This window comes from Pseudonocardia sp. ICBG601, from assembly GCF_020496245.1.
The window spans coordinates 1-24,797 of record NZ_JAHLJA010000058.1 but is presented as its reverse complement, the minus strand read 5'-3'; the positions used below and the strand labels follow the sequence as shown (position 1 = coordinate 24,797).

20 protein-coding genes and 1 pseudogene are annotated in these 24,797 nt (G+C 74.8%); 12 read left to right on the top strand and 9 right to left on the bottom strand.

Annotated features, from left to right (window positions below; all coding sequences use genetic code 11):
- Positions 1 to 11 precede the first annotated feature (11 nt).
- Both KPL57_RS18590 and KPL57_RS18585 read left to right on the top strand, forming a co-directional pair.
- On the top strand, positions 12 to 1,142 hold the full coding sequence (locus KPL57_RS18590; protein ID WP_226352562.1) for a DegT/DnrJ/EryC1/StrS aminotransferase family protein: 1,131 nt from the start codon (positions 12 to 14) through the stop codon (positions 1,140 to 1,142).
- 16 nt (positions 1,143 to 1,158) lie between these two features.
- Positions 1,159 to 2,559, top strand: coding sequence for a lipopolysaccharide biosynthesis protein (locus KPL57_RS18585; protein ID WP_226352561.1), 1,401 nt, complete (start codon positions 1,159 to 1,161; stop codon positions 2,557 to 2,559).
- A gap of 64 nt (positions 2,560 to 2,623) precedes the next feature.
- Here KPL57_RS18585 and KPL57_RS18580 read toward each other — a convergent pair whose 3' ends face one another.
- Positions 2,624 to 3,691 carry a hypothetical protein gene (locus KPL57_RS18580; RefSeq protein ID WP_226352560.1) on the bottom strand — a complete coding sequence of 356 codons (1,068 nt, stop codon included), beginning with the start codon at positions 3,689 to 3,691 and terminating at the stop codon, positions 2,624 to 2,626.
- Positions 3,692 to 3,775: 84 nt separating this feature from the next.
- On the opposite strand from KPL57_RS18580, the gene KPL57_RS18575 reads away from it, so the two are divergent.
- Positions 3,776 to 4,660, top strand: a complete 885-nt coding sequence (locus tag KPL57_RS18575) for a glycosyltransferase family 2 protein (RefSeq protein WP_020626732.1) — start codon at positions 3,776 to 3,778, stop codon at positions 4,658 to 4,660.
- Here the strand turns inward: KPL57_RS18575 and KPL57_RS18570 are convergent.
- From KPL57_RS18570 to KPL57_RS18550, 5 genes are all read right to left on the bottom strand, one after another.
- Positions 4,653 to 6,215, bottom strand: a complete 1,563-nt coding sequence (locus KPL57_RS18570) for a hypothetical protein (RefSeq protein WP_226352559.1) — start codon at positions 6,213 to 6,215, stop codon at positions 4,653 to 4,655. The genes KPL57_RS18575 and KPL57_RS18570 overlap by 8 nt on opposite strands.
- Before the next feature lie 157 nt (positions 6,216 to 6,372).
- The gene (locus KPL57_RS18565; RefSeq protein ID WP_226352558.1) at positions 6,373 to 8,214 is read right to left on the bottom strand and encodes an arabinofuranosyltransferase; all 1,842 of its coding nucleotides are present in this window, start codon (positions 8,212 to 8,214) and stop codon (positions 6,373 to 6,375) included.
- Between the two features lie 2 nt (positions 8,215 to 8,216).
- On the bottom strand, positions 8,217 to 8,984 hold the full coding sequence (locus KPL57_RS18560) for a class I SAM-dependent methyltransferase (RefSeq protein WP_226352557.1): 768 nt from the start codon (positions 8,982 to 8,984) through the stop codon (positions 8,217 to 8,219).
- A 27-nt stretch (positions 8,985 to 9,011) separates the two neighbouring features.
- On the bottom strand, positions 9,012 to 11,228 hold the full coding sequence (locus KPL57_RS18555) for a DUF6541 family protein (RefSeq protein ID WP_226352556.1): 2,217 nt from the start codon (positions 11,226 to 11,228) through the stop codon (positions 9,012 to 9,014).
- Between the two features lie 134 nt (positions 11,229 to 11,362).
- Positions 11,363 to 13,447, bottom strand: coding sequence for a DUF6541 family protein (locus KPL57_RS18550; RefSeq protein ID WP_226352555.1), 2,085 nt, complete (start codon positions 13,445 to 13,447; stop codon positions 11,363 to 11,365).
- A gap of 109 nt (positions 13,448 to 13,556) precedes the next feature.
- On the opposite strand from KPL57_RS18550, the gene glf reads away from it, so the two are divergent.
- Positions 13,557 to 14,786 (top strand): UDP-galactopyranose mutase, encoded by a 1,230-nt coding sequence (glf, locus tag KPL57_RS18545; protein WP_226352554.1) that lies wholly within the window; start codon positions 13,557 to 13,559, stop codon positions 14,784 to 14,786.
- A gap of 25 nt (positions 14,787 to 14,811) precedes the next feature.
- On the opposite strand, the gene KPL57_RS18540 is transcribed toward glf, so the two are convergent.
- Positions 14,812 to 15,087 carry a hypothetical protein gene (locus KPL57_RS18540; RefSeq protein WP_226352553.1) on the bottom strand — a complete coding sequence of 92 codons (276 nt, stop codon included), beginning with the start codon at positions 15,085 to 15,087 and terminating at the stop codon, positions 14,812 to 14,814.
- A 129-nt stretch (positions 15,088 to 15,216) separates the two neighbouring features.
- Here KPL57_RS18540 and KPL57_RS18535 point away from each other — a divergent pair, with 129 nt between their 5' ends.
- Complete coding sequence (locus KPL57_RS18535) at positions 15,217 to 16,278, top strand: LacI family DNA-binding transcriptional regulator (protein WP_226352552.1); 1,062 nt, start codon at positions 15,217 to 15,219, stop codon at positions 16,276 to 16,278.
- Between the two features lie 4 nt (positions 16,279 to 16,282).
- Here the strand turns inward: KPL57_RS18535 and KPL57_RS18530 are convergent, their stop codons facing one another.
- Positions 16,283 to 17,074 (bottom strand): IclR family transcriptional regulator, encoded by a 792-nt coding sequence (locus KPL57_RS18530; RefSeq protein WP_226352551.1) that lies wholly within the window; start codon positions 17,072 to 17,074, stop codon positions 16,283 to 16,285.
- Between the two features lie 169 nt (positions 17,075 to 17,243).
- Here KPL57_RS18530 and KPL57_RS18525 point away from each other — a divergent pair, with 169 nt between their 5' ends.
- On the top strand, positions 17,244 to 18,347 hold the full coding sequence (locus tag KPL57_RS18525) for an iron-containing alcohol dehydrogenase family protein (RefSeq protein ID WP_226352550.1): 1,104 nt from the start codon (positions 17,244 to 17,246) through the stop codon (positions 18,345 to 18,347).
- Positions 18,348 to 18,365: 18 nt separating this feature from the next.
- Positions 18,366 to 19,275, top strand: a pseudogene (locus tag KPL57_RS18520) (IS5 family transposase); the annotation flags it as partial.
- Between the two features lies 1 nt (position 19,276).
- Here KPL57_RS18520 and KPL57_RS18515 read toward each other — a convergent pair.
- The gene (locus KPL57_RS18515) at positions 19,277 to 19,420 is read right to left on the bottom strand and encodes a hypothetical protein (RefSeq protein WP_020623732.1); all 144 of its coding nucleotides are present in this window, start codon (positions 19,418 to 19,420) and stop codon (positions 19,277 to 19,279) included.
- A 186-nt stretch (positions 19,421 to 19,606) separates the two neighbouring features.
- Here KPL57_RS18515 and KPL57_RS18510 point away from each other — a divergent pair, with 186 nt between their 5' ends.
- From KPL57_RS18510 to KPL57_RS18490, 5 genes are all read left to right on the top strand, one after another.
- Positions 19,607 to 21,610 (top strand): glycosyltransferase, encoded by a 2,004-nt coding sequence (locus KPL57_RS18510; protein WP_226352549.1) that lies wholly within the window; start codon positions 19,607 to 19,609, stop codon positions 21,608 to 21,610.
- Positions 21,611 to 21,656: 46 nt separating this feature from the next.
- Positions 21,657 to 22,157, top strand: a complete 501-nt coding sequence (locus KPL57_RS18505; RefSeq protein WP_226352579.1) for a hypothetical protein — start codon at positions 21,657 to 21,659, stop codon at positions 22,155 to 22,157.
- A gap of 2 nt (positions 22,158 to 22,159) precedes the next feature.
- Positions 22,160 to 23,596, top strand: a complete 1,437-nt coding sequence (locus KPL57_RS18500; protein WP_308252928.1) for an arabinosyltransferase domain-containing protein — start codon at positions 22,160 to 22,162, stop codon at positions 23,594 to 23,596.
- 58 nt (positions 23,597 to 23,654) lie between these two features.
- Complete coding sequence (locus KPL57_RS18495) at positions 23,655 to 23,912, top strand: hypothetical protein (protein ID WP_226352548.1); 258 nt, start codon at positions 23,655 to 23,657, stop codon at positions 23,910 to 23,912.
- 97 nt (positions 23,913 to 24,009) lie between these two features.
- Positions 24,010 to 24,534 carry an arabinosyltransferase C-terminal domain-containing protein gene (locus KPL57_RS18490; RefSeq protein WP_226352547.1) on the top strand — a complete coding sequence of 175 codons (525 nt, stop codon included), beginning with the start codon at positions 24,010 to 24,012 and terminating at the stop codon, positions 24,532 to 24,534.
- Positions 24,535 to 24,797: the final 263 nt, after the last annotated feature.

Here is a 24,797-nt window from a genome sequence, read left to right as displayed (position 1 = left end):
GGCGGCGCCTGATGCTCCCCTACGGCCGGCAGTCGATCTCGCCGGAGGACGTCGAGGCGGTCACGGCGGTCCTCGGGACCGACTGGTTGACCACCGGCCCCGCGGTGGCCCGGTTCGAGGACGACCTCGCCGCCGTCTGCGGGAACCCGGCGGTGGCCGTGACCAGCGGGACCGCGGCGCTGCACGTCGCCTACGCCGCGGCCGGGGTCGGCCCGGGCCAGGACGTGGTGGTCGCCCCGCTGACCTTCGTCGCGACGGCGAGCGCCGCGGCCCTGCTCGGCGCGAACGTCGTGTTCGCCGACGTCAGCCCGGACACCGGGAACCTCGATCCGGACGCGGCGAAGGCCGCGCTGACACCGAACACGACCGTCGTGGCCGGGGTCGACTACGCCGGCCACCCGATCGACGCGGCACCGCTGCGGTCGCTGGCACACGACGCCGGCGCCCTGCTGCTGGAGGACGCCGCGCACTCCGTGGGCGGCACCTGGCACGGTCGCCCGGTCGGTGACCTGGCCGACCTGACCACGCTGAGCTTCTTCCCGACCAAGAACCTCACCACTGCCGAGGGCGGCGCGGTCGTGTCCCCGCGCGAGGAGCTCGTGGCGGGCGCCCGGTCGTTCCGCAACCACGGCCTCGTCCGCGACAAGGACGCGCAGCGCTTCCCCGACGAGGGCCCGTGGCACCAGGAGGTGCACGCGTTCGGGCTGAACTACCGGCTGCCCGACCTGCTCGCCGCCCTCGGATCCTCCCAGCTCACCCGGCTGGCGGCGTTCACCGCGCGGCGCAGGGAGATCCACGCCCGCTACGACGCCGCGCTCGCCGACGTGCCCGAGGTCCGCACCCCGGTCCGCCGCGACGGCGCCGAGCCCGCCTGGCACCTCTACCCGCTGCGCGTGCTCGACGGCCGCCGCCGTGCGCTGTTCGAGTACCTGCGCGAGCACGGCATCGGGGTGCAGGTCAACTACATCCCCGCATACTGGCACCCGGTCTTCGCCGACCTCGGCCATCGCCGCGGCCTGTGCCCGAACGCCGAGGAGTACTACTCCCAGCAGCTCTCGCTGCCGCTGTTCCCCGATCTCGCCGACGCCGACGTCGACCGGGTCGCGGGCCTGGTGCGGGAGTTCTTCGGGCACTCGGCGTGAGCGCGGGGTGAGCGCCGTGGACGCCAGCCGGGAGGTGCTCGGGCGCGGCTCGCTCTACACGCTGGGCAGCGTCGCCCCGATCCTGGCGAACGTCGTCGTCACGCCGTTCGTGACCCGGCTGCTGGGCGACGCCGAGTACGGCGTCGTCGCCGTCGGGCTGATCCTGGTGCAGGTCGGTGCGATGGTCGTCGGGTTCGGCCTGGCGTCGTCGATCACCCGGCACGGGATCCTGGAGAGCTCGGGCACCGACGGCGCGCGGGCGCTGGTGCTGCAGGGCAGCGCCCTGTCGCTGGCGGTGGTCGTGCTCGCGGTGCTGGCAGGCCCGTGGTGGAGCCTGCCGGTCCTGTCGGTGCCGTGGCGCGCCGGGCTGGTGTTCGCCGGGCTCGCCGCCGCCGGCTTCGTGGTGGTGCTCAACGCCCAGGCGTTCCTGCGGGTGCAGGACCGGCCGGTGCCGTTCGTCGTCATGTCCGGGGTGGCGACGCTCGGCGGACCGCTCGCCGGGCTCGCGCTCGTCGCGTGGCGGGCGAGCGACGCCGACGACTACCTGTTCGGCCTGCTGCTCGGCTACCTCGCGGCCGCGGTGATCGGGCTCGTGCTCGCGCTGCGCGGCGGCCGCCCGCGCACCGCGCGGGGCGACTTCGGCCGGGCGCTGCGGATCGGGCTGCCCGCCGTCCCGCACCTGGTCGCGCTGCTGCTCGTGCAGAACGCGCTCGTGCTGATCGTGAGTCGGTACTTCGGGGTCGCCGACGGCGGCCGCATGCAGATCGCGCTGCTCCTCGGCTCCGCGCCCGCCATGATCGTCTCCGCGCTGAACAACGCCTGGGCGCCGGTCATCTACCGGACCGCTCCCGAGGCCCGCGGCGCCGCGCTGGAACGCACCGCCCGCGACGTCGGCGTCGTCACCGCCGCACTGGCCGGCGGGGTCGCGCTGCTCGCCCCGTTCCTGCTGCGGATCCTCGCCCCGGCCTCGTTCGCCCCCGAACAGCTGGTGCCGGTCACCGCGGTCGCGACGCTCGGCGCCGTGGTCAGCGTCGTCTACCTGGCCAACGTGCACCTGGTGTTCGCGTCCGGCCGCAGCGGCGGGCTCGCCATCGCGAGCCCGGTCAGCCTGGTGCTCGGGGTGGTCGCGGCGGTGCTGCTCGCCCGGACCGGGTCGCTGACCGCGGTCGCCGCCGGGTTCCCGCTGATCTACCTGGCCCTGGCGGCCGGGACGTCGCTGCTGCGTCGGCGGGTGTCACCGACCCGCTGGCGGGAGGCGGTGCTGGCCGGGCCGCTGGCCGTCGGCGTCGTCGTGTGCGGGGCCGGGGTGCTGCTGCCGTCCGACGGCGTGCTGTGGCTGTCGGTGCGGTTCGTACTGGCCGCGCTGCTCGGGGTGGCCCTGCTGGTGCTGGTCCGCCGGATCTTCCGACCGTCATGATCGCCGGGAGTGGAGCGCGGAGAGTAGTCGGCTGCGTCCTCCGCTCCACTCCCGGCGATCATGGTCAGGCGTCGAGGGGCTCCTCGGTCGCGATCGGCGTGGGCAGTCCGCGCGGCAGCGGCTTCGGCAGCGCGGCCAGCGGGTGGCGCAGCCACAGCAGCGGGTTCGAGCTGCCCGCCGACATGGCCTGCGTGCTGGCCGCGGAGCGCTGGGTCAGCCCGAGCACCATCGCGGCCTTCGCCAGCGGCGACGCCGCGTAGTGCTGCAGGCCGGGCCCGGCGCTCGGGGTGCGGCCCCAGCCGAGCACGGTGCGCAGCGCGTCCGGGTCGAGCAGGTGCTCGGCGCCGAGCTCGCGGCGGGCGAGCGCGGTCGCGGCGGCGTCGGCCTCCGCGTCGCCGGACTCCGGGCGGGTCCCGTCGGTGGGATCGACCGTGTGGAACTCCGGCCAGGTCGCGCGCAGCTCGTCCACCGCCGACGACGACTGCGCCCCGAACGTCAGCGGGTCACCCCACACCCCGGCGGGGGTGCCGACGGCGGCCGCGTACAGCACGGCCGTCGACAGCCGGTTCGACGAGACCCGGCTCGCGTTCCCGACCAGGTGCATGATCCGCAGCAGGAAGTGCGGGTCGTCGCGCCGCCCGGCGGTGACCAGCGTGTGCCCGGCGTCGCGCCAGGCGGTGGTGATCTCCGGGTCGGTCATGTCCTCGTGGTGCAGGCACACCGTCGACGGACCGTCGACCTTCGCGACCTGACGGGCCAGGTCGGCGTGCGCGCCGGTCACACGGACGAGCCGGGTGCCGTGGAACGGGACGAACACCGGCCCGAGCCGGTCCGACGGCGTCCAGCCCTGCGCGCGCAGCAGCGCCTCCAGGTAGAGCACCGGGGCACCGATCGGCGTGGTCTCGCGGTCCTCGTCGGCGGGGGACCAGCCGCGGCAGCCGTGCGACCACACCAGCAGCCGTCGCCGGCGGGGGTCGGTGCCGACCGTCGGGAAGTCCGCGAAGTGCGCGGCGACGGGGGAGACCGCGGTCCAGCCGTGCTGCAGCAGACCGGCGATGTGCCGGGGCCGGGACAGCCCGGCGTAGGCGGCGAGGACGGCCGAGTGGCCGTAGTAGTGGTTCTGGATGTCCATCGCCGTGCTCCGGGTCGTGGCTGGTGTCGTGGCCGGTGAGGCCGGGTGATCCTAGCCAGGGGGCGGCTCGCTACCGTCGGGCGCGTGCCCGTCGACGTGATGCTCCCCTTCTACGGCGACCCGGAGCTCCTACGCCGCGCGGTCCGCAGCGTGCAGGCCCAGCGCCGCACCGACTGGCGGCTCACCGTCGTCGACGACGGCTACCCCGACGACTCGATCGGGCCCTGGTTCGCGGGCCTGGGCGACGACCGGATCCGGTACCGCCGCAACGCGACGCGGCTCGGCGCCCAGCCGAACAACCGGTACTGCATCGAGGCGGTCGAGCTGCCGTACTTCGTGATGATGGGCGCCGACGACCTGATGGAGCCCGACTACCTCGACACCGTCCTGGCGCTGCACGAGCGCTGGCCGGACGCCGCGGTGGTGCAGCCGGGCGTGGCCGTGATGGACGCCGACGACCGTCCGGTCCGCCCGCTCGCCGACCGGGTCAAGGCGCTGCTCGCGCCGTCCGGATCCGGCCCGCGGTCGGTCGGCGGCGAGGACCTGCTGGTGAGCCTGCTGCGGGGGAACTGGCTGTACAACCCGTCGCTGTGCTGGCGGACCGACGCGGTGGCGCAGGTCGCGCTTCCGGAGTCCGCGGACGTGTTCGACCTGGCGCTGCCGGTCGCGGTGATCGCCGACGGCGGGACGATGGTCGTCGACGACCACGTCTGCTTCCGCTACCGGCGGCACCGCTCCAGCGACTCGGGATCGGGTGCGGTCGCCGGGAACCGGTTCGCCGAGGAGCGCCGCTACTTCGCGGCGGAGGCGGACCGGATGGCGGCCCGGGGGCTGCCCCGTGCCGCCCGTGCCGCCCGCGCGCACGTGTCGTCGCGGCTCAACGCCGCCGTCCAGCTGCCCGGGGCGGTGCTGCGCCGCGACGCCGCCGCGCTGCGTGCCCTGGCCGGGCACGCCCTCGGCCTCAGCTGATGCCGAGGACCCGCTCCAGCCAGCGGGAGTAGCCGGGGCCGAGGCGGGCGTCGGTGACCGCGCGACCCTCCGCGAGGCGGCGGTCCAGCGCCGCCCTGACCTGCGGGGCGACGTCCGGCTTCGCGAACACGAGCTGGAAGTACTCGGGGCGCATCTGCGCGACGCCGACGAGCTCGCGGCCGGCGAGCACCGGAGTGAGGTCGGTGCGCCACGACGCGGTCGGTGGTTTGGGCGAGGAACTGGTGACGACGACGACGGACGGGTCGTCGGTCCGCAGGACGTCGGTCGGGTCCGCGCCGTGCGCGATCCGACCGTCGTTCAGGCCGATGTAGTCGGTGGCGATCCATCCGGAGAAGTACGGGATGGCGCCCGCATCGGACACCGCGACGGTTCGCCGGTCCGGCGCAAGGTCGGTGTCGGCCAGCGCGAGGCCGACGGCGATGTGCGCGCGCCGGAGGTCGTCACCGTAGTTGACCATGCTCGGCCCGTCCGGTGCGAGGACGCCGGCGACCGTCGTCCAGCCGACCGCCACCACCGCCGCCGTGGCCGCGACCCGGCGCATCTCGACCGTGTCGAGCGCCCACGCCGCGGCCAGGCACATCAGCGGGAGTCCGTGCCACGCGAACCGCGACAGATAGTCCATCGCCGGCGCGGTGAGGGCCGGGATGATCCACAGAGCCGTGCAGCTCGCCAGTACCAGCGCTGCCGAGGCCGCGGTGCGTACCCGGAACAACGCGGCGACGGCGAACGCCAGCAGCGGCAACAGCGTCGCCGCTGTCAGCTCGATCCAGCGACCGTCGGTCGTGGCCTCCACACCCACCTTCACGTAGAAGGTGTTCGGCAGTGGGTGGCCGTAGTACGCCCATCGTGCGACCACGTAGCCGACGCCGACGGCGCCACCGGCCGCGGTCCACAGCCAGGTCGACCTGCGGGATCTGCGCAGCCACAGCCAGACCAGCAGGGCGGGGGCGACCCCGAGCACCCCGTCGGGGCGGAGGGTCCCCGCGAGTAGCAGCAACGCCGGGATCTCCCAGGGCCGGACCACGGCGTCCCGGTCGTGCAGCAGCCGCGCAGCGAGGACGACGGCCCGCAGCACGACCAGAGCGAAGGGCGCTGTCTCCAGGCCGGCGTCGACGTGGACCCAGGTCGGGAGGAACAGGACGAAGCTCCCCGCGGCCACCACGGCGCCGCTCCGGGTGCGAGGCTCGGTGACCAGGATCCACACGGTGGCAGCGGCACAGGCAGCGGCCGTCAGCTTCGAGACCACCGGAAGGGGCACACCCAACCACACCCACGGTGCGTGCCACACCATCCACGCGAAGTTGGTGAACCCCTCCACCGGCACACGCCCCGGGTTCCAGACCGGCCCGAACCCGTGCGCGAGGTTCTCGCTGTAGCGGTAGGTGATGTAGGCATCGTCGACGGTCACCGACCAGCACGCCCACACACCGACGGCCAGGGCCGTGAGGGCGGCGACCAGGAGGATCCTGCGGTCCGGGGCACGCCGGCCCGTGTCCTGGCCGTCGTCCGCAGCCTGTCGTCGCGCACGCAGCATGGCCGCCAGTGTTCCGCGAACGGCGGTGACCTGTGGACCGAATCAGTCACAGTCCTGGACGAGTACGGGGCGCGGCTCGCGCTCGACCCGCCGACGGTGGCCGAGGCCCGAGGCCCGAGGCCCGAGGCCCGATGCCCGAGGTCCGAGGTCCGAGGCCTCAGGGCACCGCGGGGACGCCGGCCCGCACCAGCACCGCGTACGGGCCGACGTCGCGCCGCTGCCAGGCCGGGTCGTCGAACAGCTGCGGTGCGAACACCGCGGGGTCGGCACCCTGGCGGGGGTCGGGGAACCGGTCCTGCGCCAGCGGCAGCCGCAGCGTCCCGTCGGCGGCCCGTTCCAGCACGAACACCGACGGCGCCCGCACCGGGCCGCGGTCCAGCGCGGCGAGCAGCCGGCCCGGGTCGGTCGCGGCCGCCCACCGGCGGAGCTCGTCGGTGCGGGCCGGGTAGTCGGCGAGCGGGTTCGCGTACTGCGGCTGCGAGGCCTGGAACGCGAAGTACGGTGTGTAGCTGAGCAGGGTCGCGTTCGCGCTCGCGACGACGACCTCCCGCGGCGGGCGACCGGTCAGACCGTCGATCGCCGTGCGCAGGTCCCCGAGCCAGGCGTTCGCGTCGGCCGGGTCCCGCGAGCCGTCGGGCCGCGTCCCGTCGGGGCGGTAGTCCTGTGCCGTCCCGGTCCACGCGTAGTCCTGCGGGACCGACTGCACCTGCCCGACGACGACCGCCGCGGCCAGCACGGTCACGACCGTCGCCGTGGCCCCCACCCGTGCCCCGCCCGCGCGCAGCCGCTCGGCCACCTCGGCGACGGCCCACACCGCTCCGCAGGCCAGCGCCGCGGTCAGGATCGGCTGGATCCGGAAGGCCAGCAGCGTCGTCCCGGCGGCGAGCGCGACCGTCGAGAGCAGGTACCAGGCGTAGCCGCAGAGCGCGGTGACCGCCAGCGCCCTGGCCACCGTCGAGGTGCGGGCGCGGACCACGATCCACACCGTACCGAGCAGGCACAGCGCGCCGACCGGGGTCGCCTCCAGCATCGGCAGCGGCCACCGGGCGCCCGCCTCGGCGAGGAAGTGCTGGCCCGCGCTGTAGGTGGGTTGCCCGGCCGAGGCCAGCAGGTAGGGCAGCCAGTGCACCAGGGCCGGCGGCAGCGCCGCGGCGAGGACCACCGCCACCGTCGTGCCGAGCCCGGCCGGACCGGTCGTGCGGGTGACGAGGCCGTCCACCGCGAGCACGGCCAGGACGAATCCCGCGAAGGCCAGGATCTGGGTGTGGGTGACGGCGGCCAGGCCGAGTACGAGGCCGACCAGGAGCGCGGTGCGGACCCAGGCCCCGCGCCGCCGCACCAGCCGCAGCCCGAGCACCGCCAGCGGCGGGACGAGCGCCGCGGTCAGCCACGAGTACGGCGAGTACGCGGCCAGTGTCACGAACCCGGCCAGGGTGGTGGCGACGGCGGCCCCGACCGCCCGCGGCCGGGACGTCACGAGTGCCCACAACGCGTGGGTCAGCACGGCGGTGACCGCCAGCGTCGCGATTGAGTACGGCTTGTGGAACGCCCAGGCGTCGACGCCCAGCAGCGCCGCCGCCCGCCCCCCGAGCCAGAACCACGCCGCCGGGTAGTACGGCGGCATGTCCGCGTAGGCGAAGTCCGCGAGCCGCGCCGAGTCCGCGAACCGGGTCAGGAACGCGACCCGGAACTGCTGGTCGCCGCCGACGCCGAACAGGTAGTGCGGGGTGTTCGCCAGGAACAGCGTCAGCGGCACCGCGGGCAGCGCCGCCAGCCCCACCCACGCCAGCGGCGCGGCGACCAGCGGGGACCGGGTCCACGCCGCGGCCGCGAGCACCGCCGCGACGAGCGCCCCGCCGGTCGCGGTGAGCGCCAGGCCCACGTTCGACCCGGCCGGGACGGTGATCCGGTCGGCGACCAGCAGCCCGACGGCCACCACCCCGACGGCGACGACCGGGCCGACGACCAGGTCGGCCGCGGCGAGGAGCCGTCGCGCCACGGTCAGGTCTGCTTCTTCTTCACGGCGACGACGAGGAACGCCTTCGAGATCGCCCACAGCGGCGGGAACCGGCGCAGCGCCGCCACCCCCAGCGAGTAGAGCCGGGATCCGCCGCCCTCGGCGAGGCTCACGTCGCCGGGCACGGTGAACCGCGCGTCGAGGTCGGGTCGCTGCGCGAGGAGCCGGCGCATCCGCAGGTAGCTCGGGGCGTAGCTGGCGTCGGTGTAGTCGCTGCCGCGTCCCGACCAGCGCAGGTAGCGGGTCGCCAGCGGCAGCGGCAGCCACGCGAGGAACGGCAGCGAGTAGTGCGCCTCGATCGGCCACCACCGGTTCGGCACCAGGATGTAGGCGACGCCGCCGGGGCGCAGGCAGGACGCGATCCGCTCCAGCGCGTCGGGCTGGTCGTCGAGGTGCTCCAGGACGTTGTCGAGCACGGCCACGTCGAAGGCCCCGGCGTCGTCGCCGTGGCCGAAGTCGCCGATGCCCTGGACACGGAACGTGAAGTTCTCGCGGCCGCCCTCGGCGGCCAGCCGAGTCGCCTCGGCGGCCAGAGCACCGTTCGGCTCGATGCCGACGACCTCCCGGCACAGGCCCGCGAGCTCGAGTGCGGTGTAGCCGTACCCGCAGCCGAGATCGACCACCCGTGCCTCACGGAACGGCACGTCGAGAGCGGGTTCGGTGGTGATCGCGATCTGCTTCGCGAAGCCGGTCGCGAGCCTGCGGCGCTCGACCATCCGCAGGGAGCGTTCGTACTCGGGGAGTTCGGTCACGTGGGCTCCGTCGAGGGCGTCGGGGGGTCACCCACCGTACGGGGACGGGGACGGGGCGTCGGGACCGGGCGGGGCGAACGCCTGGGCCTGCGGGGTGGCCGGCGCGCCCGGTGTGCAGGCCGTCAGCCGCCAGAGCTCCTGGCCCCCGCCCGTCGCGACGAGCTCGAACCCGGGCACCGGTGCGATGTCGTGCAGACCCGGGTACCAGCGGGCGCCGCCGTGGTTCGGCCAGAACGTGATCGGCCCCGTCAACAGCCAGTCGACGCCCAGGTCGGCGGCCGCCGTGCAGACGGTCGGGTCGGTCCCGACGTCGCGGAACCGCGTCGCCAGCAGCGTCTGCTCCGGGGTCCAGTTGCCGATGAGGTGCGGGAACAGGACCCGGCGGCCGGTCAGCGGGAACAGCAGTGCGTCGCCGGTGAACGGGTCCGCGGCCACGACGTCGTCGGGGCCGACGATCCGGCCGACCTCGTCGAGGAACTCGCGCTGCCCCGGTTCGAGGAGCGGGTCGGAGGGCTGCTGGTACGGCCCGGCCAGGACGTCGGCGTGCGTCGCCACCGACATCCCGCCGGTCGTGGCGACGACGACCGCGAGCAGCGCCGCCGCGAGCGCGGGCGCGACCACCCGGCGCCGCGCCAGGGCCGCGGTGCGCGGGATACGCAGCAGCACGTGGCGCAGGACCGACGCGAGGGCGCACAGCCCGACCACGGCCAGCACGGCCCCGGTGACGGGCACCATCGCCGCCAGCCGGTAGGAGTCGTTGTACCAGGCACCGGTGAGGGCGGCGGAGGTCTTCCCGTCGTCGGCCGCGGCCAGCACGTAGAGCGCGCCGGAGGCGAGGTGCGCGGGTACCAGCCACGAGGTCGCGACGCGCCGCAGCGCGGCCACCGCGCCGACGACGACCAGCACCGACAGCACGACGAGCTCGGGACGGCCGTTGGGGGAGTTGAACAGCACCTGCCCGATCGCCGTCGGCACGTCGGTGAACGCGGGCCAGTCGAAGCTGCGGACCCCGGCGGTCAGCGGCGAGGCCGTCATGAACCACAGGACGGCGGCGACGATCCCGGCGACGCCGACCGCGGCCAGCACCGGCTGCCAGAACCGGCGGGTGAGCAGCCGTCGCCGGGCGAGCACGCCGATGCCCCACAGCACCGGGAACAGGCCGAGCACCGCGAGGCTGAACAACGCGTTCGGGTGGGCGAGACCGAGCGCGGGGAGTGTCAGGACCAGGGTGAACGCCGCCCCGCCTGCGCCGATCACGCTGCGCTCGGCCACCCCGACGACGGCCAGCAGCAGCGTCAGGTACCCGGGCAGCAGCGCCACCCCGAGCAGGTTCGGCCACAGCACCCCGAACGACATGAGCGCCCACGGCAGCGCGGTGAACCCGGTCGCGAGCACCGGCGCGGCCAGCGCGGCACCGGACGAGGGGCCCATGACCTGACGGGTCAGCGCCGCCACAGACAGCGGGAACACCACCCCCGCCACGACCCAGGCCGTCAGGTTGGTCGCGACCGGGACCCCGCTGCCGGACAGCATCGCGACCAGCGACACCAGGTCGTGCCAGCCCGCCGGGTACAGCGCCATCGCCGACGACGGGTTCGTCAGCGACCCCAGCGTCAGCGACGACGCGTCGCCGGACTGCAGGATGTGGGCGACGGCGTTGTAGTGGAAGACGCCGTCGTAGGTCGAGGACAGGCCGTCCACCGGGCCGAAGCCGAGCACCACCGTCCACCACGCCAGCGCGGCCGCGACGACGACGCCCGCCGCGGCGGCGATCCCCGCCCGGCGGCCGTCGGTGCCCGCCCGCTGGGCCGAGGTCCGCCACACCTGGGGCATCGCGGCCGTCATCGGTTCGGGGCGCTTCGCGAACTGGCCCCTCGGGGTGCGGACGCGGTCCAGCGCGGCCCGGAGCCGCCGGCCCGGGGCCCACGACCGCAGCGCCGTCCGCCAGCCCCGGTGCAGCGCGCTGCCGGGCGGGCGCCGGGCGACGAAGACCCGGAACAGCCCGCCGAGCAGTGCGAGCACGACCGCGACGCCCAGCGGCACCCACGGCCCCCAGCGCACCCCGGCGAGGGTGCCCAGCACGGCCGTGGACGAGATCACCGCGGTCGACACGACCGGCGCGAGACCCCATGCCGTGACGCCCCGGACCCCGCACGCCCGCAGCACGAGCAGACCGGGCCCGACCACCCAGAACACCGCGACGAGCGCGGTGGGCAGCGCGGACAGCCAGGTGGGTCCGGCCATCGAGGTCGCGGCTCCTCTCCCGGCGCCGGTCCCGGAGCCGTCGACGACCCACCGGACCCGATTCCCGGCGCTGGCCGGTCTCGGAGACTACCGGCGGCCGTGCGGCCCCGCCGGTCCCGTGCCCGACCGGGTGATCAGGAACCGACGACCCGCCCGGCGTCGCAGGCGGTGATGCGCCAGAGCGCGTTGTCGCCGTCGCGGGCGAGCAGCTCGAACCCGTCGGCGTCGGCGAGGTCGTCGAGGCCGGGCCACTGCAGCGCCAGCGGGTCCGGCTGCCAGAACGTCGGCGGCGCCGTGATCACGTACCCGGTCCCGGTCTCGGCGACGGCCGCGCACACCGCGGGGTCGTTCGACGCGTCGCGCAGCCGCTCGGCGATGACCTGCTGGTCCGGCGACCACACCCCGGTGAGGTGCGGGAACAGCACCTGCCGGTCGGTGAGCGGCCACAGCATCGCGGTACCGGCCCACGGGTTCTGCGCCACCACCGCGTCCGAGGGCAGCAGCTCACCCGCCTCGCGCAGGAACCGCGCCTGCTCCGGGCCGACCAGTACCTCCTCCGGTGTCTGGTAGATCGCGGCGAGCGAGTCGACGTGCGAGCGCTGGTAGAGCCCACCCGAGGTGACGACGACCGCGATCACGCCGATCGCGACGAGCACCGCGGCCCGCGGCCGGGGCAGCCCGGCGACGGCGGGTGCGGCCCGGGTGAGGCGGTCGCGGACCAGGCAGGCGAGGCTGCGGGCCAGCGAGCACAGCGCGACCAGGCCGAGCGCGGCGAGCGGGGCCGCGGTGACCGGGACGAGCGCGGCGATCCGGGGCGAGTCGTTGTACCAGACCCCGGTCCAGACCGAGGACCACGTGGTGGCGCCGACGACGTAGAGCGTGCAGACCATCAGGTGCGCCGGGACCAGCCAGGACGTCCGGGCCCGGCGCAGCGCCCACACCGCGCCGGCCACCGTGAGCACCGCGATCGACCAGGCCGGGGCATTGTCCTCGGGGCTGTGCAGCACCGCGTTCCACACGGCGTCGGTGACCGAGAACTCCGGTTCCCAGTAGTAGCCGCGGATCCCGTCGAGGGCGGGGGAGGCGAACATGAACCAGCCGACGCCGCCGAGCGCGGCGAGTACGACCGGCACCGCCGTGGCCGCGCGCACGGTCGGCCACGTGCCGCCGCGCAGCCCGCGGCGCACCGCGCCCACGAGTCCCCACAGGATCGGCGGACCCGCGACGACCACCGCGCCGAACAACGCGTTCGGGTGCGCGAACCCCAGCGCGACGACGGCGGCCACCGCCGGGAACCAGCGCGCCACCCGCCCCGGGGGGAACGGGCCCGGCCGGGCGGGGGACACCGGGTCCGGCCCGAGCCCCGGCCGCGCGGCGAGCGCCGTCGCCGCCAGCGCGGCCGGGACCAGCGAGACGCCCAGCAGGTTCGGCCACAGCGCGCCGTAGGTGACCAGCGTCCACGGGAACGCGACGAAGCCGAGTGCCAGCACCGGGGCGGCGAGCGCAGCACCGGCCGAGCGCCCGACGAGCGTCCGCACGAGGAACAGCACCGACAGCGGCCAGACCAGCAGCGTGGTGACCAGCGCGACCACGTTGGACGCGACGACGATCTCGCCGGGGCCGGGGGCCAGCGGCGCCACCAGCGAGACGACGTCGTGCCAGGCCGCGGGGTAGAAGCCGGGGGAGTTGACCAGGCCGCCGACGGTGAGCGACGAGGCGTCGTGCGTCCCGAGGATCCGGGCGACGGCGTTGTAGTGGAAGTTCGCGTCGAACGTCTGCGACAGCGCGTCGGGCCGGGCCATCCCGCGGACGGCCGCGCTGAACCCCAGCGCGCCGGCGGTCACCAGCCCGGTCAGCGCCGCGAGCCCGGTCCAGCGCCGGTCGGGCCCGCCGCGGAGCAGCGTCCGGACCGACTCCTGCGCAGCGGCCCGCACCACGGGGGGTCGCGGCAGCAGCGGGAGGCCGAGCACCAGCCGTCGCACACCGACCACGAGCAGCGCGAACGCCGCCGCCGCGATGGCCGGGGCGGCCCCGCTCCAGGGCACGCCCAGCATGCTCGCGCCGACCGCGGAACCGGCGATCACGCCGACCGACAGCATCGGGGCGGCGCCCCAGGCGGCGATCCCGCGCAGACCGGCGGCGAGGCCGACCACCAGACCCGGGAGCGTGACCCAGGCGGCGGCCAGGACCACCAGGGGGACGGCGGACGACCAGCTCACGCCATCTTCTCCTCGGGCCACGACGGTGCCGGATACGTCCGCTTCTCCGACCTGCCTGCGAGGGTACCGAAGCCGCCGGGTGCCCCGGATCACGCCTGCCCTACCCTCGATGGCCGTGAGCGTCGACAGTGCCGACCTGAACGGTTACGACCTGAGCAGCTACGACCTGATCGTCGTCGGGTCCGGGTTCTTCGGACTCACGGTGGCCGAGCGGGTCGCCGAGGGCCTCGGCAAGCGCGTCCTGGTCCTGGAGCGCCGGAACCACATCGGCGGCAACGCCTACTCCGAGGCCGAGCCGGAGACCGGCATCGAGATCCACCGGTACGGCGCGCACCTGTTCCACACCTCGAACGAGCGCGTGTGGGCCTACGTCAACCGGTTCACGAGCTTCACGAACTACCAGCACCGCGTGTTCGCCCGGGCCGGCGAGCAGGTCTACGCGTTCCCGATGAACCTCGCGCTGATCAACCAGTTCTTCGGGAAGGCGCACACCCCCGACGAAGCACGCGCGCTGATCGCCGAGCAGTCCGCCGAGGTGGACGCCGCGAACGTGACGAACCTCGAGGAGAAGGCGATCTCGTTGATCGGGCGCCCGCTCTACGAGGCGTTCATCAAGGGCTACAACGCCAAGCAGTGGCAGACGGACCCCAAGAACCTGGATGCCTCGATCATCACCCGGCTCCCGGTCCGCTACACCTACGACAACCGCTACTTCAACGACACCCACGAGGGACTCCCGACCGACGGCTACGCGGCGTGGCTGGAGCGGATGGCGGCGCACGACAACATCGACGTCGTCCTCGACACCGACTTCTTCGCGGTGCGCGAGCAGCTGCCCGCCGACGTCCCGGTCGTCTACACCGGCCCGCTGGACCGCTACTTCGACCACGCCGAGGGCGAGCTCGGCTGGCGCACCCTGGACTTCGAGATGTCGGTCGAGCCGACCGGCGACTTCCAGGGCACCTCGGTGATCAACTACAACGACGCCGAGGTCCCCTTCACCCGCATCCTCGAGTTCCGGCACATGCACCCGGAGCGGGACTACTACCCGAAGGACAAGACGGTGATCGTGCGCGAGTACTCGCGCTTCGCCGAGTCCGGGGACGAGCCGTACTACCCGATCAACACCCCGGAGAACCGGGCGAAGCTGGAGCGCTACCGCGAGCTGGCGCGCAAGGAGACCGCGAACCGGAACGTGCTGTTCGGCGGGAGGCTCGGGACCTACAAGTACCTCGACATGCACATGGCCATCGGGTCGGCGCTGACGATGTACGAGAACCGGCTCGTCCCGCACTTCACCGAGGGACGCCCGCTGGCGGGGACCGACTCCGAGGACTGATCGCCCGGCCGGGTGGACCGGCGGGTCATCGGCAGCTGTCCGCCTCCGGACACGGGGTCCGGTGACGGACGGCCGCCGGGGGCGGGGCGGCCCCCAGTGTCGTGAGGTCGTCGAGCAGGTCGGCGCGGGCGAGGGCCAGCGCGTCGAGCCGGTGCCGGCGGCCCGGGATCCGTTCGTCCAGCAGGATCTCGAGCCGCTCGGTCTCGACCGCGTGCAGCCGTCGCCGGATCCGGGTCTCCCGGTCGTCGTCCGACGCGACGGTCCCCGTCGGTGTCGTCGTGCTCCGTCGCCACCATCGCATTCGTCTACTAAACCGGTTAACCTGGCCGACCACAAGAGGTCGCGGCCCTGCTGGTGAATCAAGAAGTGAACCGCTTCACCCCACGGGACCCGTCCGGGTCGGGCGGACCGCACGCGGGAGACTGGTCGGGTGGGCAGGAACGAGACGGGGGCCGGCCGGGTCACGCTGGCGACGATCGCCGAGGCGCTCGGTGTCTCCCGGGCGACGGTGTCGAACGCCTACAACCGGCCGGACAGGCTCAGCGCCCAGTTGCGGGAACAGGTGCTCCGCACCGCCCACGAGCTGGGCTACGCCGGGCCGGACCCGGTCGCGGCGACCCTCGCGCGGGGGCGGATCGCGGCGATCGGCGTCGTCCTGGAGGACCCGATGTCGTTCGCCTTCGCCGACCCCGCGGCCTCCCTGTTGCTGCAGGGCATCAGCGAGGTCTGCGGGCAGCAGGACTCCGCGCTGGTCCTGATCCCCGGCCCGAGCGGGCCGATCGCGCGGGTCGCCCTGGTGGACGGGGTCATCTGCTACTGCGACCTGCCCGACGGGGCCGCGCTGGAGACGATCCGGGAGCGCAGGCTCCCGTTCGTCGTCGTGGACGCCCCACGCACGACGGCGCCGGGCACGTGGGCATCGACGACCGGACCGCGGCCCGGGCCGCCGCACGTCACCTGCTCGACCTCGGGCACCGCCGGTTCGGCGTCGTCGCCATGCCGATGCACCCCGACGGGTGGGAGGGTCGGCCGTCGCCCGAGCGGGAGGCCACGCCCACTTCCTGGGCACCCGTCGACGGCTGGCCGGGTACCGGGACGCGCTCGCCGAGGCCGGCCTCGGTCACGACGCGGCGGTCGTGGAGGAGCGGGCCCCTACGGCCGGGACGCGGGCCGGCGGGCCGCCCACGCGCTGCTCGCGCGCGACCCCCGGCCGACCGCGGTGCTGGCCATGAGCGACGAGCTCGCCCTCGGGGTGCTCGACGCGGCCCTGTCGCTCGGGCTGGACGTGCCGGGGGATCTGTCGGTGGTCGGTTTCGACGACGTCCCGGGAGCGGCACTCGCGCGGCCGGCGCTGACGACCGTCCGGCAGCCGCACCGGGAGAAGGGCCGGGCGGCCGCGTCGATGCTGCTGCCGGGCCCCGTCCGCAAGGACCCCGTGGTCCTGCCCACCGACCTGGTGGTCCGGGGCTCGACCGGGCCCCGCCGGCCCTGAGCGTTCACCGGTGGTGTCCGGGACGGGAGCCCGGTGTCCACCCCAGCTCCGCCGACACCGCCGCGGCGGCGGCCGCGGTCGCCCGGCCCACCTCGTCGAACCGGCCGTCCAGGCGCGTGACCGGCCCGGACACGTTGAGTGCGGCGACCACCCGGCCGCGGAAGTCGCGCACCGGTGCCGACAACCCGGCCACGCCCGGCTCGAACTCCTCGTGCGACTCGGCCCAGCCGTGCTCGGCGGCCTCCCGGATCGCGCGCCACAGCTGCGGGACCGTCCGCACCCGCGAACGCGGGTAGTCCGGCACCAGGTCCTCGACAGCGCCGAAGCGTACGAACAGCTCGTCGGGGGTGGCGTCGGAGAGCAGCACCCGGCCCGCCGAGGTGCACGGCAGCGGCGCGCGCCTGCCCTCCCAGCCGGTCGTGCGGAACGAGTGCCCGGACACCGTCCGCGCGGTCAGCAGCGCGTCGTCGCGCAGCACGCACAGGTGCACGGTCTCCTCGGTCGCGGCGGCGAGCCGGTGCAGCACCGGTTCGGCGACGGCCGTCAGCCGGCTGTCCGTCCCCCGCGCGGCCAGGGAGAACAGCCGCCACCCCAGCCGGTAGACGAGCGTGTCCTCGTCCCGCTCGACCAGTCCCGCGTCGGCGAGGGCCCGCAACGCGCGCGAGACCTGGCTCTTCTCCCGCCCGGTCAGCCGGGCGACGGCGGTGACGCCCAGCCCGTCGGTGCGCACGGCCTCGTCCGACGCCAGTGCCTCCAGCAGCGCGACGTCGCGGCCGAGCCCGTAGCCGTTGTGCACCCCGGCCACGCTAGTACCGGTTGCCCTGAGCGCAACGATGATCTCGATTCCCGGCCGGACCTGGCGCGGCCGCGCGGCCGTCGGAGATTCTGCGCTCAACCGGCTCGGGGCGCACCGCCCCCGATCGCGCCCCGAGCCGGAACCAGCTCCCGACACGATCCCGGACCTGATGAAGATCACCGACATCACGCTGGACCGGGTGCGGCTCCCGCTGGACCCGCCGCTGCGCGCCGCCTGGGACCCCGATCCCCGCACCGTGTTCGACGCGACGATCGTCCGCGTCCACACCGACGACGGTGTCGTCGGCATCGGTTCCGGCGACACGATGGACGGCTTCGACGCCTATCGGCACCTCTTCGTCGGCACCGACCCGTCGACGACGGCCGTCGAGCACGGCGCGACGACGCTGCGCGCGTTCGGCTCCTGCGTGGTCGTCGCGATCGGCGGCGGCTCGGTGCTCGACGCGGCCAAGGGCATCGCGCTGCTCGCGACCCACCACGGCGCCCGCGCCACCGACGACCTGTGGTCCTCCCCGACCCCCGGGCTGCCGCTGGTCGCGGTCCCCACCACGGCCGGGACGGGCGCGGAGACCAACGGGTTCGGCGTCGTCGAGGACACCTGCGCCAGGCGGAAGGTCTACCTGGGCCACTCCTCGGTCCGGCCCCGCGTCGCCGTCCTCGACCCGGAGCTGACCGTCGGCCTGCCACCCGTGGCGACGGCCGCGACCGGCTTCGACGCGCTCGTCCACGGCGTCGAGTCGCTCGCCTCCCGCGGCGCCAACCCGGTCTCCGACGCCGCCGCGGCGCAGGCCGTCGCGCTGGTGGGCCGGTGGCTGCCCGTCGCCGTCGACGACGGCACCGACCTGGAGGCCCGCGCGCAGCTGCTGCTCGGCGCGCACCTGGCGGGCCAGGCGCTGACCGTCTCCGGGCTCGGCCTGGTCCACGGCATCGCGCACGCGGTCACCGCGCACACGGGCACCCCGCACGGGGTCGCGCTCGCGTCGGTGAACGAGCAGGTCATGCGCTGGAGCGCCGACGCCGCGGCGCAGGCGTACTCCCGGGCCGGAGCCGCGCTGGGGACCGGCGACGCCGTGGCCGGGATCGCCGCGCTCGTCGAGGGCATCGGTGTCCGGCGCCCGCTGCACGAGCTCGGCGTGGACCGGGAGCTGCTGCCGGTGCTGGCGGCCGCCGCCGTCGCGGACCCGGTGACGGCCAACGCGCCGCGGACACCGACCGAGGACGACGTGCGGGAGATCCTCGACCCGGCCTGGTGACTCAGAGCGTGTTTGGAAATGGTGGGTGTGTCGGGATGGTCGACACGGCTGGGGTGCTCCATCGTGGTCGGCATGCAGGAACGACCGCGCCGGTACCCCTCGGACACCAGTGATGCCCAGTGGGTGGTGATCGAGCCGTTGTTACCGCCGCTCGCGCGGCGGGGGCGGCCTGTTGCTCATGCTCGTCGGGACGTGCTGGACGCGATCTTGTATGTCGTGCGGACCGGGTGTGCCTGGCGGGCGTTGCCGGTGGACTTCCCGCCCTGGCAGACCGTCTACTGGTACTTCAACCAGTGGGAACAGCAGAAGGTCACCGAGAAGATCCTCCCGGTCGTGCGGGGGCAGTTACGTATCGCCGAGGGCCGTGATCCGGAGCCGAGTGCGGGGATCATCGATTCCCAGTCGGTCAAGGGCGCCGACACCGTCGGCCAGGACTCCCGCGGCTACGACGCCGGGAAGAAGACAGGCGGACGGAAACGGTTCATCGTGACCGACACCCTCGGTCTGCTGCTGACCACGATGGTGTGCTCGGCCTCGGTACAGGACCGCGACGGCGCCAAGCCGATCCTGCTCAACCTCTACCTGCGCACCAGGGTGCGGTTCGTCTACGCCGACGCCGGCTTCGCCGGGCGACTGCTCGACTGGGCCGCCACGATCCTGCAGACAACGATCGAGATCATCCGCAAGCCACCCGAGCAGCGCGGATTCACCGTCCTCCCACGAAGGTGGGTGGTCGAACGGACCCTGGCCTGGCTCACCGCACACCGACGCCTGGCCCGAGACTACGAACGCCACCCCACCACATCCGAAGCCATGATCCGCTGGGCCGCGATCAACACCATCACCCGCCGCATCGCCCGTGGATACCCCGCCACCCGCCAGCAGAAACACACGACACCCTCAACCCACTAGAATTTCCAAACACGCTCTCAGAGCCGCGCCGCCACCGACCGGAGCAACCGGGCCACCCGCGCCCGGCCGCCCACCGCCCGGCTGCCGTGGACAAACCCGAACCGCGCACCGCGGGAGCGCAGCACGGCTGCGGCCTCCGCGCGCAGGGCCGGTTCGTCCATGTCGCCAGTCCGGCACGGTCGGTGACCCGGACGATCCACTCCGCTCACCCGCCGCGCCCGCCCGCCTCCCGGCTCCCGCACCGTGCGCGGCTACGCTCGCGCACGACTCCACCCGGACCCGGGCGGACCGGCAGCGCCGCCGCCCGGGACCCCAGCGCCCCCGCGACGACAGAGGCAGCTCCTGCGATGACCACGACGGACCAGCGAGGTCAGGTGTCCCCCACCACCCCGGCCACGACCAGCGGCGAGACGCTGCTGCAGCGGGTGGTCCTGCCCAGGCCCGCCGACCCCACCGCCGTCCGCGCTCTCTACCTCGACGAGCGCCCCGGCACCACGCTCACTCCGGTCGAGCCGCTCGCCGACGAGCGGGCGCGTCCGCTCTCGCTGACCGTGTCGACCATCGGCGGCCGCCGCACCCGCATCCTCGACCGCACCGGCGCCACCGTCCCCGCGGCCACCGAGGTCTCCTTCGGCGCCTACTTCAACGCCTTCGCCGCGGGCTACTGGCGGGCCTGGTCGACGCTCACCAGCATCGAGCTGCGGCTGGACCTGGAGGGCTCGGGCCGCGTCGACGTGTACCGGACCAAGGCCGACGGGTCGCAGATCGTCGTCGCGGGCGAGGTCGTCGAGGGCCGTCGCCGGGTCACCCTCGAGCTGGACCTGCGCCCCTTCGAGGACGGCGGCTGGTACTGGTTCGACCTGTCCACCGACGACGCCGACCTCACCCTGCACGGCGGCGGCTGGCACGCCCCGCACGACGCGCCGGGGCGCGCGGCCGTCGTCGTCGGGATGCCGACGTTCAACCGGCCCGCCGACTGCGTCGCCACCCTCACCGCGCTCGGCTCCGACCCGCAGGTGCGGGACGCGATCACCGCGGTGATCCTCCCGGACCAGGGCACCCGCAAGGTCCGCGACGAGGCAGGCTACGAGCAGGCCGCGGCCGCGCTCGGGGACCGGCTGCGGATCATCGACCAGCCCAACCTGGGCGGCTCCGGCGGCTACGCCCGGATCATGTACGAGGTCCTGCACGGCACCGGCCCGCACGCGGGCGGGATCGACTGCGAGCAGATCCTCTACATGGACGACGACATCCTGCTGGAGCCCGAGTCGGTGCTGCGCGCGGTCGCGTTCAGCCGGTTCGCCCGCGAGCCGATGCTCGTCGGCGGGCAGATGCTGTCGCTGCAGGCGCGCTCGCAGCTGTCCACGATGGGCGAGGTCGTCGACCGCAACCAGTTCCTGTGGCGCCCCGCTCCGGAGACCGAGGCCCACCACGACCTCGCCGCCCGCACCCTGCGCCAGACCCGCTGGCTGCACCGCCGCGTCGACGTCGACTACAACGCCTGGTGGATGTGCCTGATCCCGCGCCGCGCCGCGGAGCAGCTGGGCCTGCCGCTGCCGCTGTTCATCAAGTGGGACGACGCCGAGTACGGCCTGCGCGCCCGCGCCGCCGGGTTCCGCACCGCGACCGTCCCGGGCGTCGCGATCTGGCACATGTCCTTCATCGAGAAGGACGACTCCTCGGACTGGCAGGCCTACTTCCACTACCGCAACCGGCTCGTCGCCGCGGCCCTGCACGGCCCCGACGACCCGCGCGCGATGCTGAAGGAGACCTTCAAGCGCACCCTGCGCCACCTGATGCTCATGGAGTACTCGGCGGTCGCGCTGCAGATCAAGGGCTTCACCGACTTCCTCGCGGGCCCCGAGGCGCTGTTCCCGAAGCTGCCCGTGGTGCTCGACGAGATCCGGGCGCTGCGCGCGCAGTACGACGACGGCCGCCCGCTCGAGTCCGCCACCGAGGTGCCGCCGGCCGAGCTCGACGCGCTCGGCGCGCAGCTGTTCCCGAAGCCCCCGGTGGGCCGGGCGAAGGCCGCGGTCGGTCTCGCCCGCGGGGTGCTGCGCAACCTGCGCACCCCGGACCCGGCGCTGCGCGAGCGCCCGCAGCGCAACGTGCCGTGGCGCAACGCTCAGTGGTTCGTGCTGGCCGGCCTGGACTCCGCGACGGTGTCCACACCGGACGGCCGCGGGGTCACCTTCCGCCGTCGTGACCCGGCGATGTTCAAGGAGATGGTCGCGGAGTCGTTCCGGCTGCACCGCGCCGTCGCCGCGGACTGGGAGGGCCTGCGTGCCCGTTACCGGGCGTCGGCGCCCGTGCTGACCGGCAAGGACGGTTGGAAGCAGATCTTCGAGTGAGCCCCGCCCGTCGGGGGCCGCTGCTGCTCCTGCTCGGCGTCGTCACCTGCCTGCTCGGCCTCGCCGCCGCGCTCGCCCGGTCGACGCCGAGGACCCGGTCGTCACCTGGCCCCGGGCCGGCCAGGCACCGGCGAGCACGGTGCTGCCGCTCGCGCCGTACCGGCCGCTGGAGTTCTCCGCGACCGTCCCGTGCGCCGCGGCGGCCGCTCTCGGCGAGGGCGACGTGCTGCGGACGATGCCCGCCGCGCAGGAGAACCCGGTGACCGCGCCGGGCTTCGTCGCGAGCGTGTCCGGCGGGACGCTCACGCTGCGCACCGGCGACCGGGTGCTCGCCACCGCACCCGCCGCGTCGGGCTGTGTGTTCGAGGTGACCTCCGCCGACGGCGGCACCGTCCTCACCCGCGACGGGGCGGTCCTCGCCGAGCGCCTCGACATCGCTCCGCCGCAGGTCGCCGAGCTCGCCACCGACGTCACCGGGCCCGCCGCGCCGGGCTCGCGGTCACCCTGCACACCGATGCGCGCTACGCGTCGTCGCCGTCGCCGCTGAAGGTGGCGCTGCTGGTCGCGCACCTGCTCGCGCTGGCCGCCACCCTCGCCGTCGCCGTGCGGACCTGGACCGGCACCCGCCGGGTGTTCGACGCGCCGGTCCGCCCGGGGGTCGCCGACCTCGTCGTGCTCGTCGTGAGCTGCGCCTGGGCGGTGCTCGGGCCGCTCAACATCGACGACTCCTGGTACGCGCTGATGGCCCGACAGGGTGCGGAGACCGGGACGATCGGCAATGCGATCTACCAGTTCGACGTCACCGAGGCACCGTTCACGACCAGCCAGTACCTGCTGCAGTGGTGGGGGTCGCTGGCCGGCTGGGGCCTCGGACCGCTGCGCGTGGTGCCGGTCGTGCTGGGCCTGCTGACCTGGGTGCTGCTGCGGTACACCCTCGCCGCGCTCGCGGGTCGGGTCGGCGTCCGGCCCGGGGTGGTCGCCGCGCTCGCCGTCGCGCACCTGGCCTGGTTCCTGCCCTACGGCATCTCCCTGCGCCCCGAGCCCGCCGGGACCGCGGCCGCCGCCGGGGTGCTGCTGCTCGTCGCCGCCGCGTGCCGCACCGGGGCGGTCGGGCTGCTGGCGCCGGCCGTCGTCGTCGCGGTGGTGGGGATGACGACCGCGCCGACCGCGCTGGTCGCCGCGATGCCGTTGCTGCTCGCGCTGCCGCTGGTGTGGTGGCACCTCGTGCACGCGCGGTGGGCGACCCGGCTCGCGACGGTCGCTGTCGCGTTCGCCGCCGCGAGCGCCGTCGTACCGCTCGGGCTGGCCGACCAGACCCTCGCCGACGTGCGCGAGTCCGTCGCCGTGCACCGCTGGTACTACTTCCAGTACCAGTGGTACTCCGAGTTCGTCCACTACGCGAACCTGCTCGGCCCCGACGACCAGGGCACCTGGGGGCGACGCCTGCCGGTCCTGCTGACCGTCGCCGTCCTCGCGCTGGGCGCGGTGCGGCTCGCGACGCGGCGCGGCACCGGCGGCCCGCTCGGCCGGGCACTCGGGTTCGCGCTCGCGGCGACCGCGCTCGGCCTCGTCGCCGTCGCGGTCAGCCCGACCAAGTGGGTGAACCACTTCGGTGCCGTCGCCGCACCCGCGACGCTGCTGCTCGGCATCGCGCTCGCCCGCGGCCCGCTGCCGCGCCACGCCCCGCTCCGGCTCGTCGCGGTGGGACGGCCGTGCTCGGCGTCGTTGCCGCGGTGGTCTACGCCGGGCCGAACCTGTGGCGCCCGTTCTCCGACTGGGGCCAGCCCTTCGGCAACCACTCGGTCCTCGACGCGCCGATCAACCAGCAGGTCCTGGCCCCGCACCTCGGGCCGCTGTACCTGCGCAGCCCGCTGCTGTGGCTGCTCGTGGCCGCCGCCGCGCTGTGGTGGGCCGGGCGGCGGGGGCGGACTCCCCGGCCGGACCGGGCGGTGCTGCGCGTCGCCACGGCGGGTGGCGTCGCGCTGATGCTGGTCGTGTTCGGCGTGGCTCCGGTGCAGCAGGCCCCGGCGCGTCGGTGGCCTCGATGAACCTGGACATGCTGACCGGCGACGGCTGCGGGCTGGCCGACGCACTGGCCGTCACCGTCCCCGACGAGGCGACGTCCCCGCCCCCGCCCCCGAGCGCGCCGCCCCGCCTCACCGGGGTGATGCGGGAGGGCCCGCCGCCCGACCGGTCGTCGATCCCGGCCCCGTCTGGCACACCGAGGACGCCGGCACCGGCACCCTCGACGCCGGTTGGTTCGCCGTCCCGGCCGGGACCACGCGGCTGCTCCTGCCGCTGACCGGGGACCTGCGGAGCGACCAGAGCGTCCGGATCGACACCGGCGCGGGCGCGGTCACGGTCGATCTGCCCGGGAGAAGCTCGGCGACTGGCGGGACGTGGCGGTCGACCTGCCCGGCCCGGCCGACCGGGTCCGGCTCGTCGTCGACGACCGGACGGACGGCCCCGACTCCTGGCTCGCCGTCGGCGCCCCGCTGCCGGCCCGCGAGCTGCCCGCCCGCGCGGTGCTCGGCGACGCCCCGGTGTTCGCCGACCAGGCCTCGGCGGTGCTGTGGCCCTGCCAAGACCAGATCGCGGTACGCCACGGCATCGCGCAGGCCCCGCAGTGGCGGCTGCGCACCGGCGACAATCTGGAGGGGGCGACCGAGTCCACCGCGTTCTTCGCGGCGAACGGCGGGACGCTCGCCGGCATCGACCGCACCGCGACCTTCGACGAGCTGCCCTCGCGGCTCGATCCGCCGGCCGGGCGCCGCGATGTTCGCGCCGGCGCACGTCGAGCGGGTGCGCTACGAGCACCCGACCGACGGCTACGACCTCACCGTGGGCCACCCAGCGGGGTGGGGTGGGAGCGGCTGCCGACCCTGGCCACCCGCGACTACACCGGCCGGGACTTCCTGGGCTGAGCGGCGCACGCCCGTCCGTCGCCGGTGTCCACACCCGTTCTCCGGTGTCCACACCGGTCACGACCGTTGTGGACGCCCGCGGAGGGGTGTGGATGCCGCAGAGCCGGGCCGGCTCAGCCGGCGTCGTAGAAGCCGGGCCCACGTCTCCCGCGAGGTGAGCCGCGGCTCGGCGGCCTTCCACTCCCTGGCGGCCTGCGGGCCCTCGTTCCAGAGCCGGCGCACCGTCTGCAACCCCGCGCGTGGTGAGTTCGCGCAGCCGCTCC

Excerpts from the sequence above, each read along its gene's own strand:
- KPL57_RS18495 (WP_226352548.1), top strand. The coding sequence starts at position 23,655 with ATGAACCTGGACATGCTGACCGGCGACGGCTGCGGGCTGGCCGACGCA.
- KPL57_RS18515 (WP_020623732.1), bottom strand. The coding sequence starts at position 19,420 with ATGGACGAACCGGCCCTGCGCGCGGAGGCCGCAGCCGTGCTGCGCTCC.
- glf (WP_226352554.1), top strand. The coding sequence starts at position 13,557 with ATGGCCGTGAGCGTCGACAGTGCCGACCTGAACGGTTACGACCTGAGC.
- KPL57_RS18555 (WP_226352556.1), bottom strand. The coding sequence starts at position 11,228 with ATGGCCGGACCCACCTGGCTGTCCGCGCTGCCCACCGCGCTCGTCGCG.
- KPL57_RS18525 (WP_226352550.1), top strand. The coding sequence starts at position 17,244 with ATGAAGATCACCGACATCACGCTGGACCGGGTGCGGCTCCCGCTGGAC.
- KPL57_RS18540 (WP_226352553.1), bottom strand. The coding sequence starts at position 15,087 with ATGCGATGGTGGCGACGGAGCACGACGACACCGACGGGGACCGTCGCG.
- KPL57_RS18510 (WP_226352549.1), top strand. The coding sequence starts at position 19,607 with ATGACCACGACGGACCAGCGAGGTCAGGTGTCCCCCACCACCCCGGCC.
- KPL57_RS18590 (WP_226352562.1), top strand. The coding sequence starts at position 12 with ATGCTCCCCTACGGCCGGCAGTCGATCTCGCCGGAGGACGTCGAGGCG.
- KPL57_RS18580 (WP_226352560.1), bottom strand. The coding sequence starts at position 3,691 with ATGGACATCCAGAACCACTACTACGGCCACTCGGCCGTCCTCGCCGCC.
- KPL57_RS18570 (WP_226352559.1), bottom strand. The coding sequence starts at position 6,215 with ATGCTGCGTGCGCGACGACAGGCTGCGGACGACGGCCAGGACACGGGC.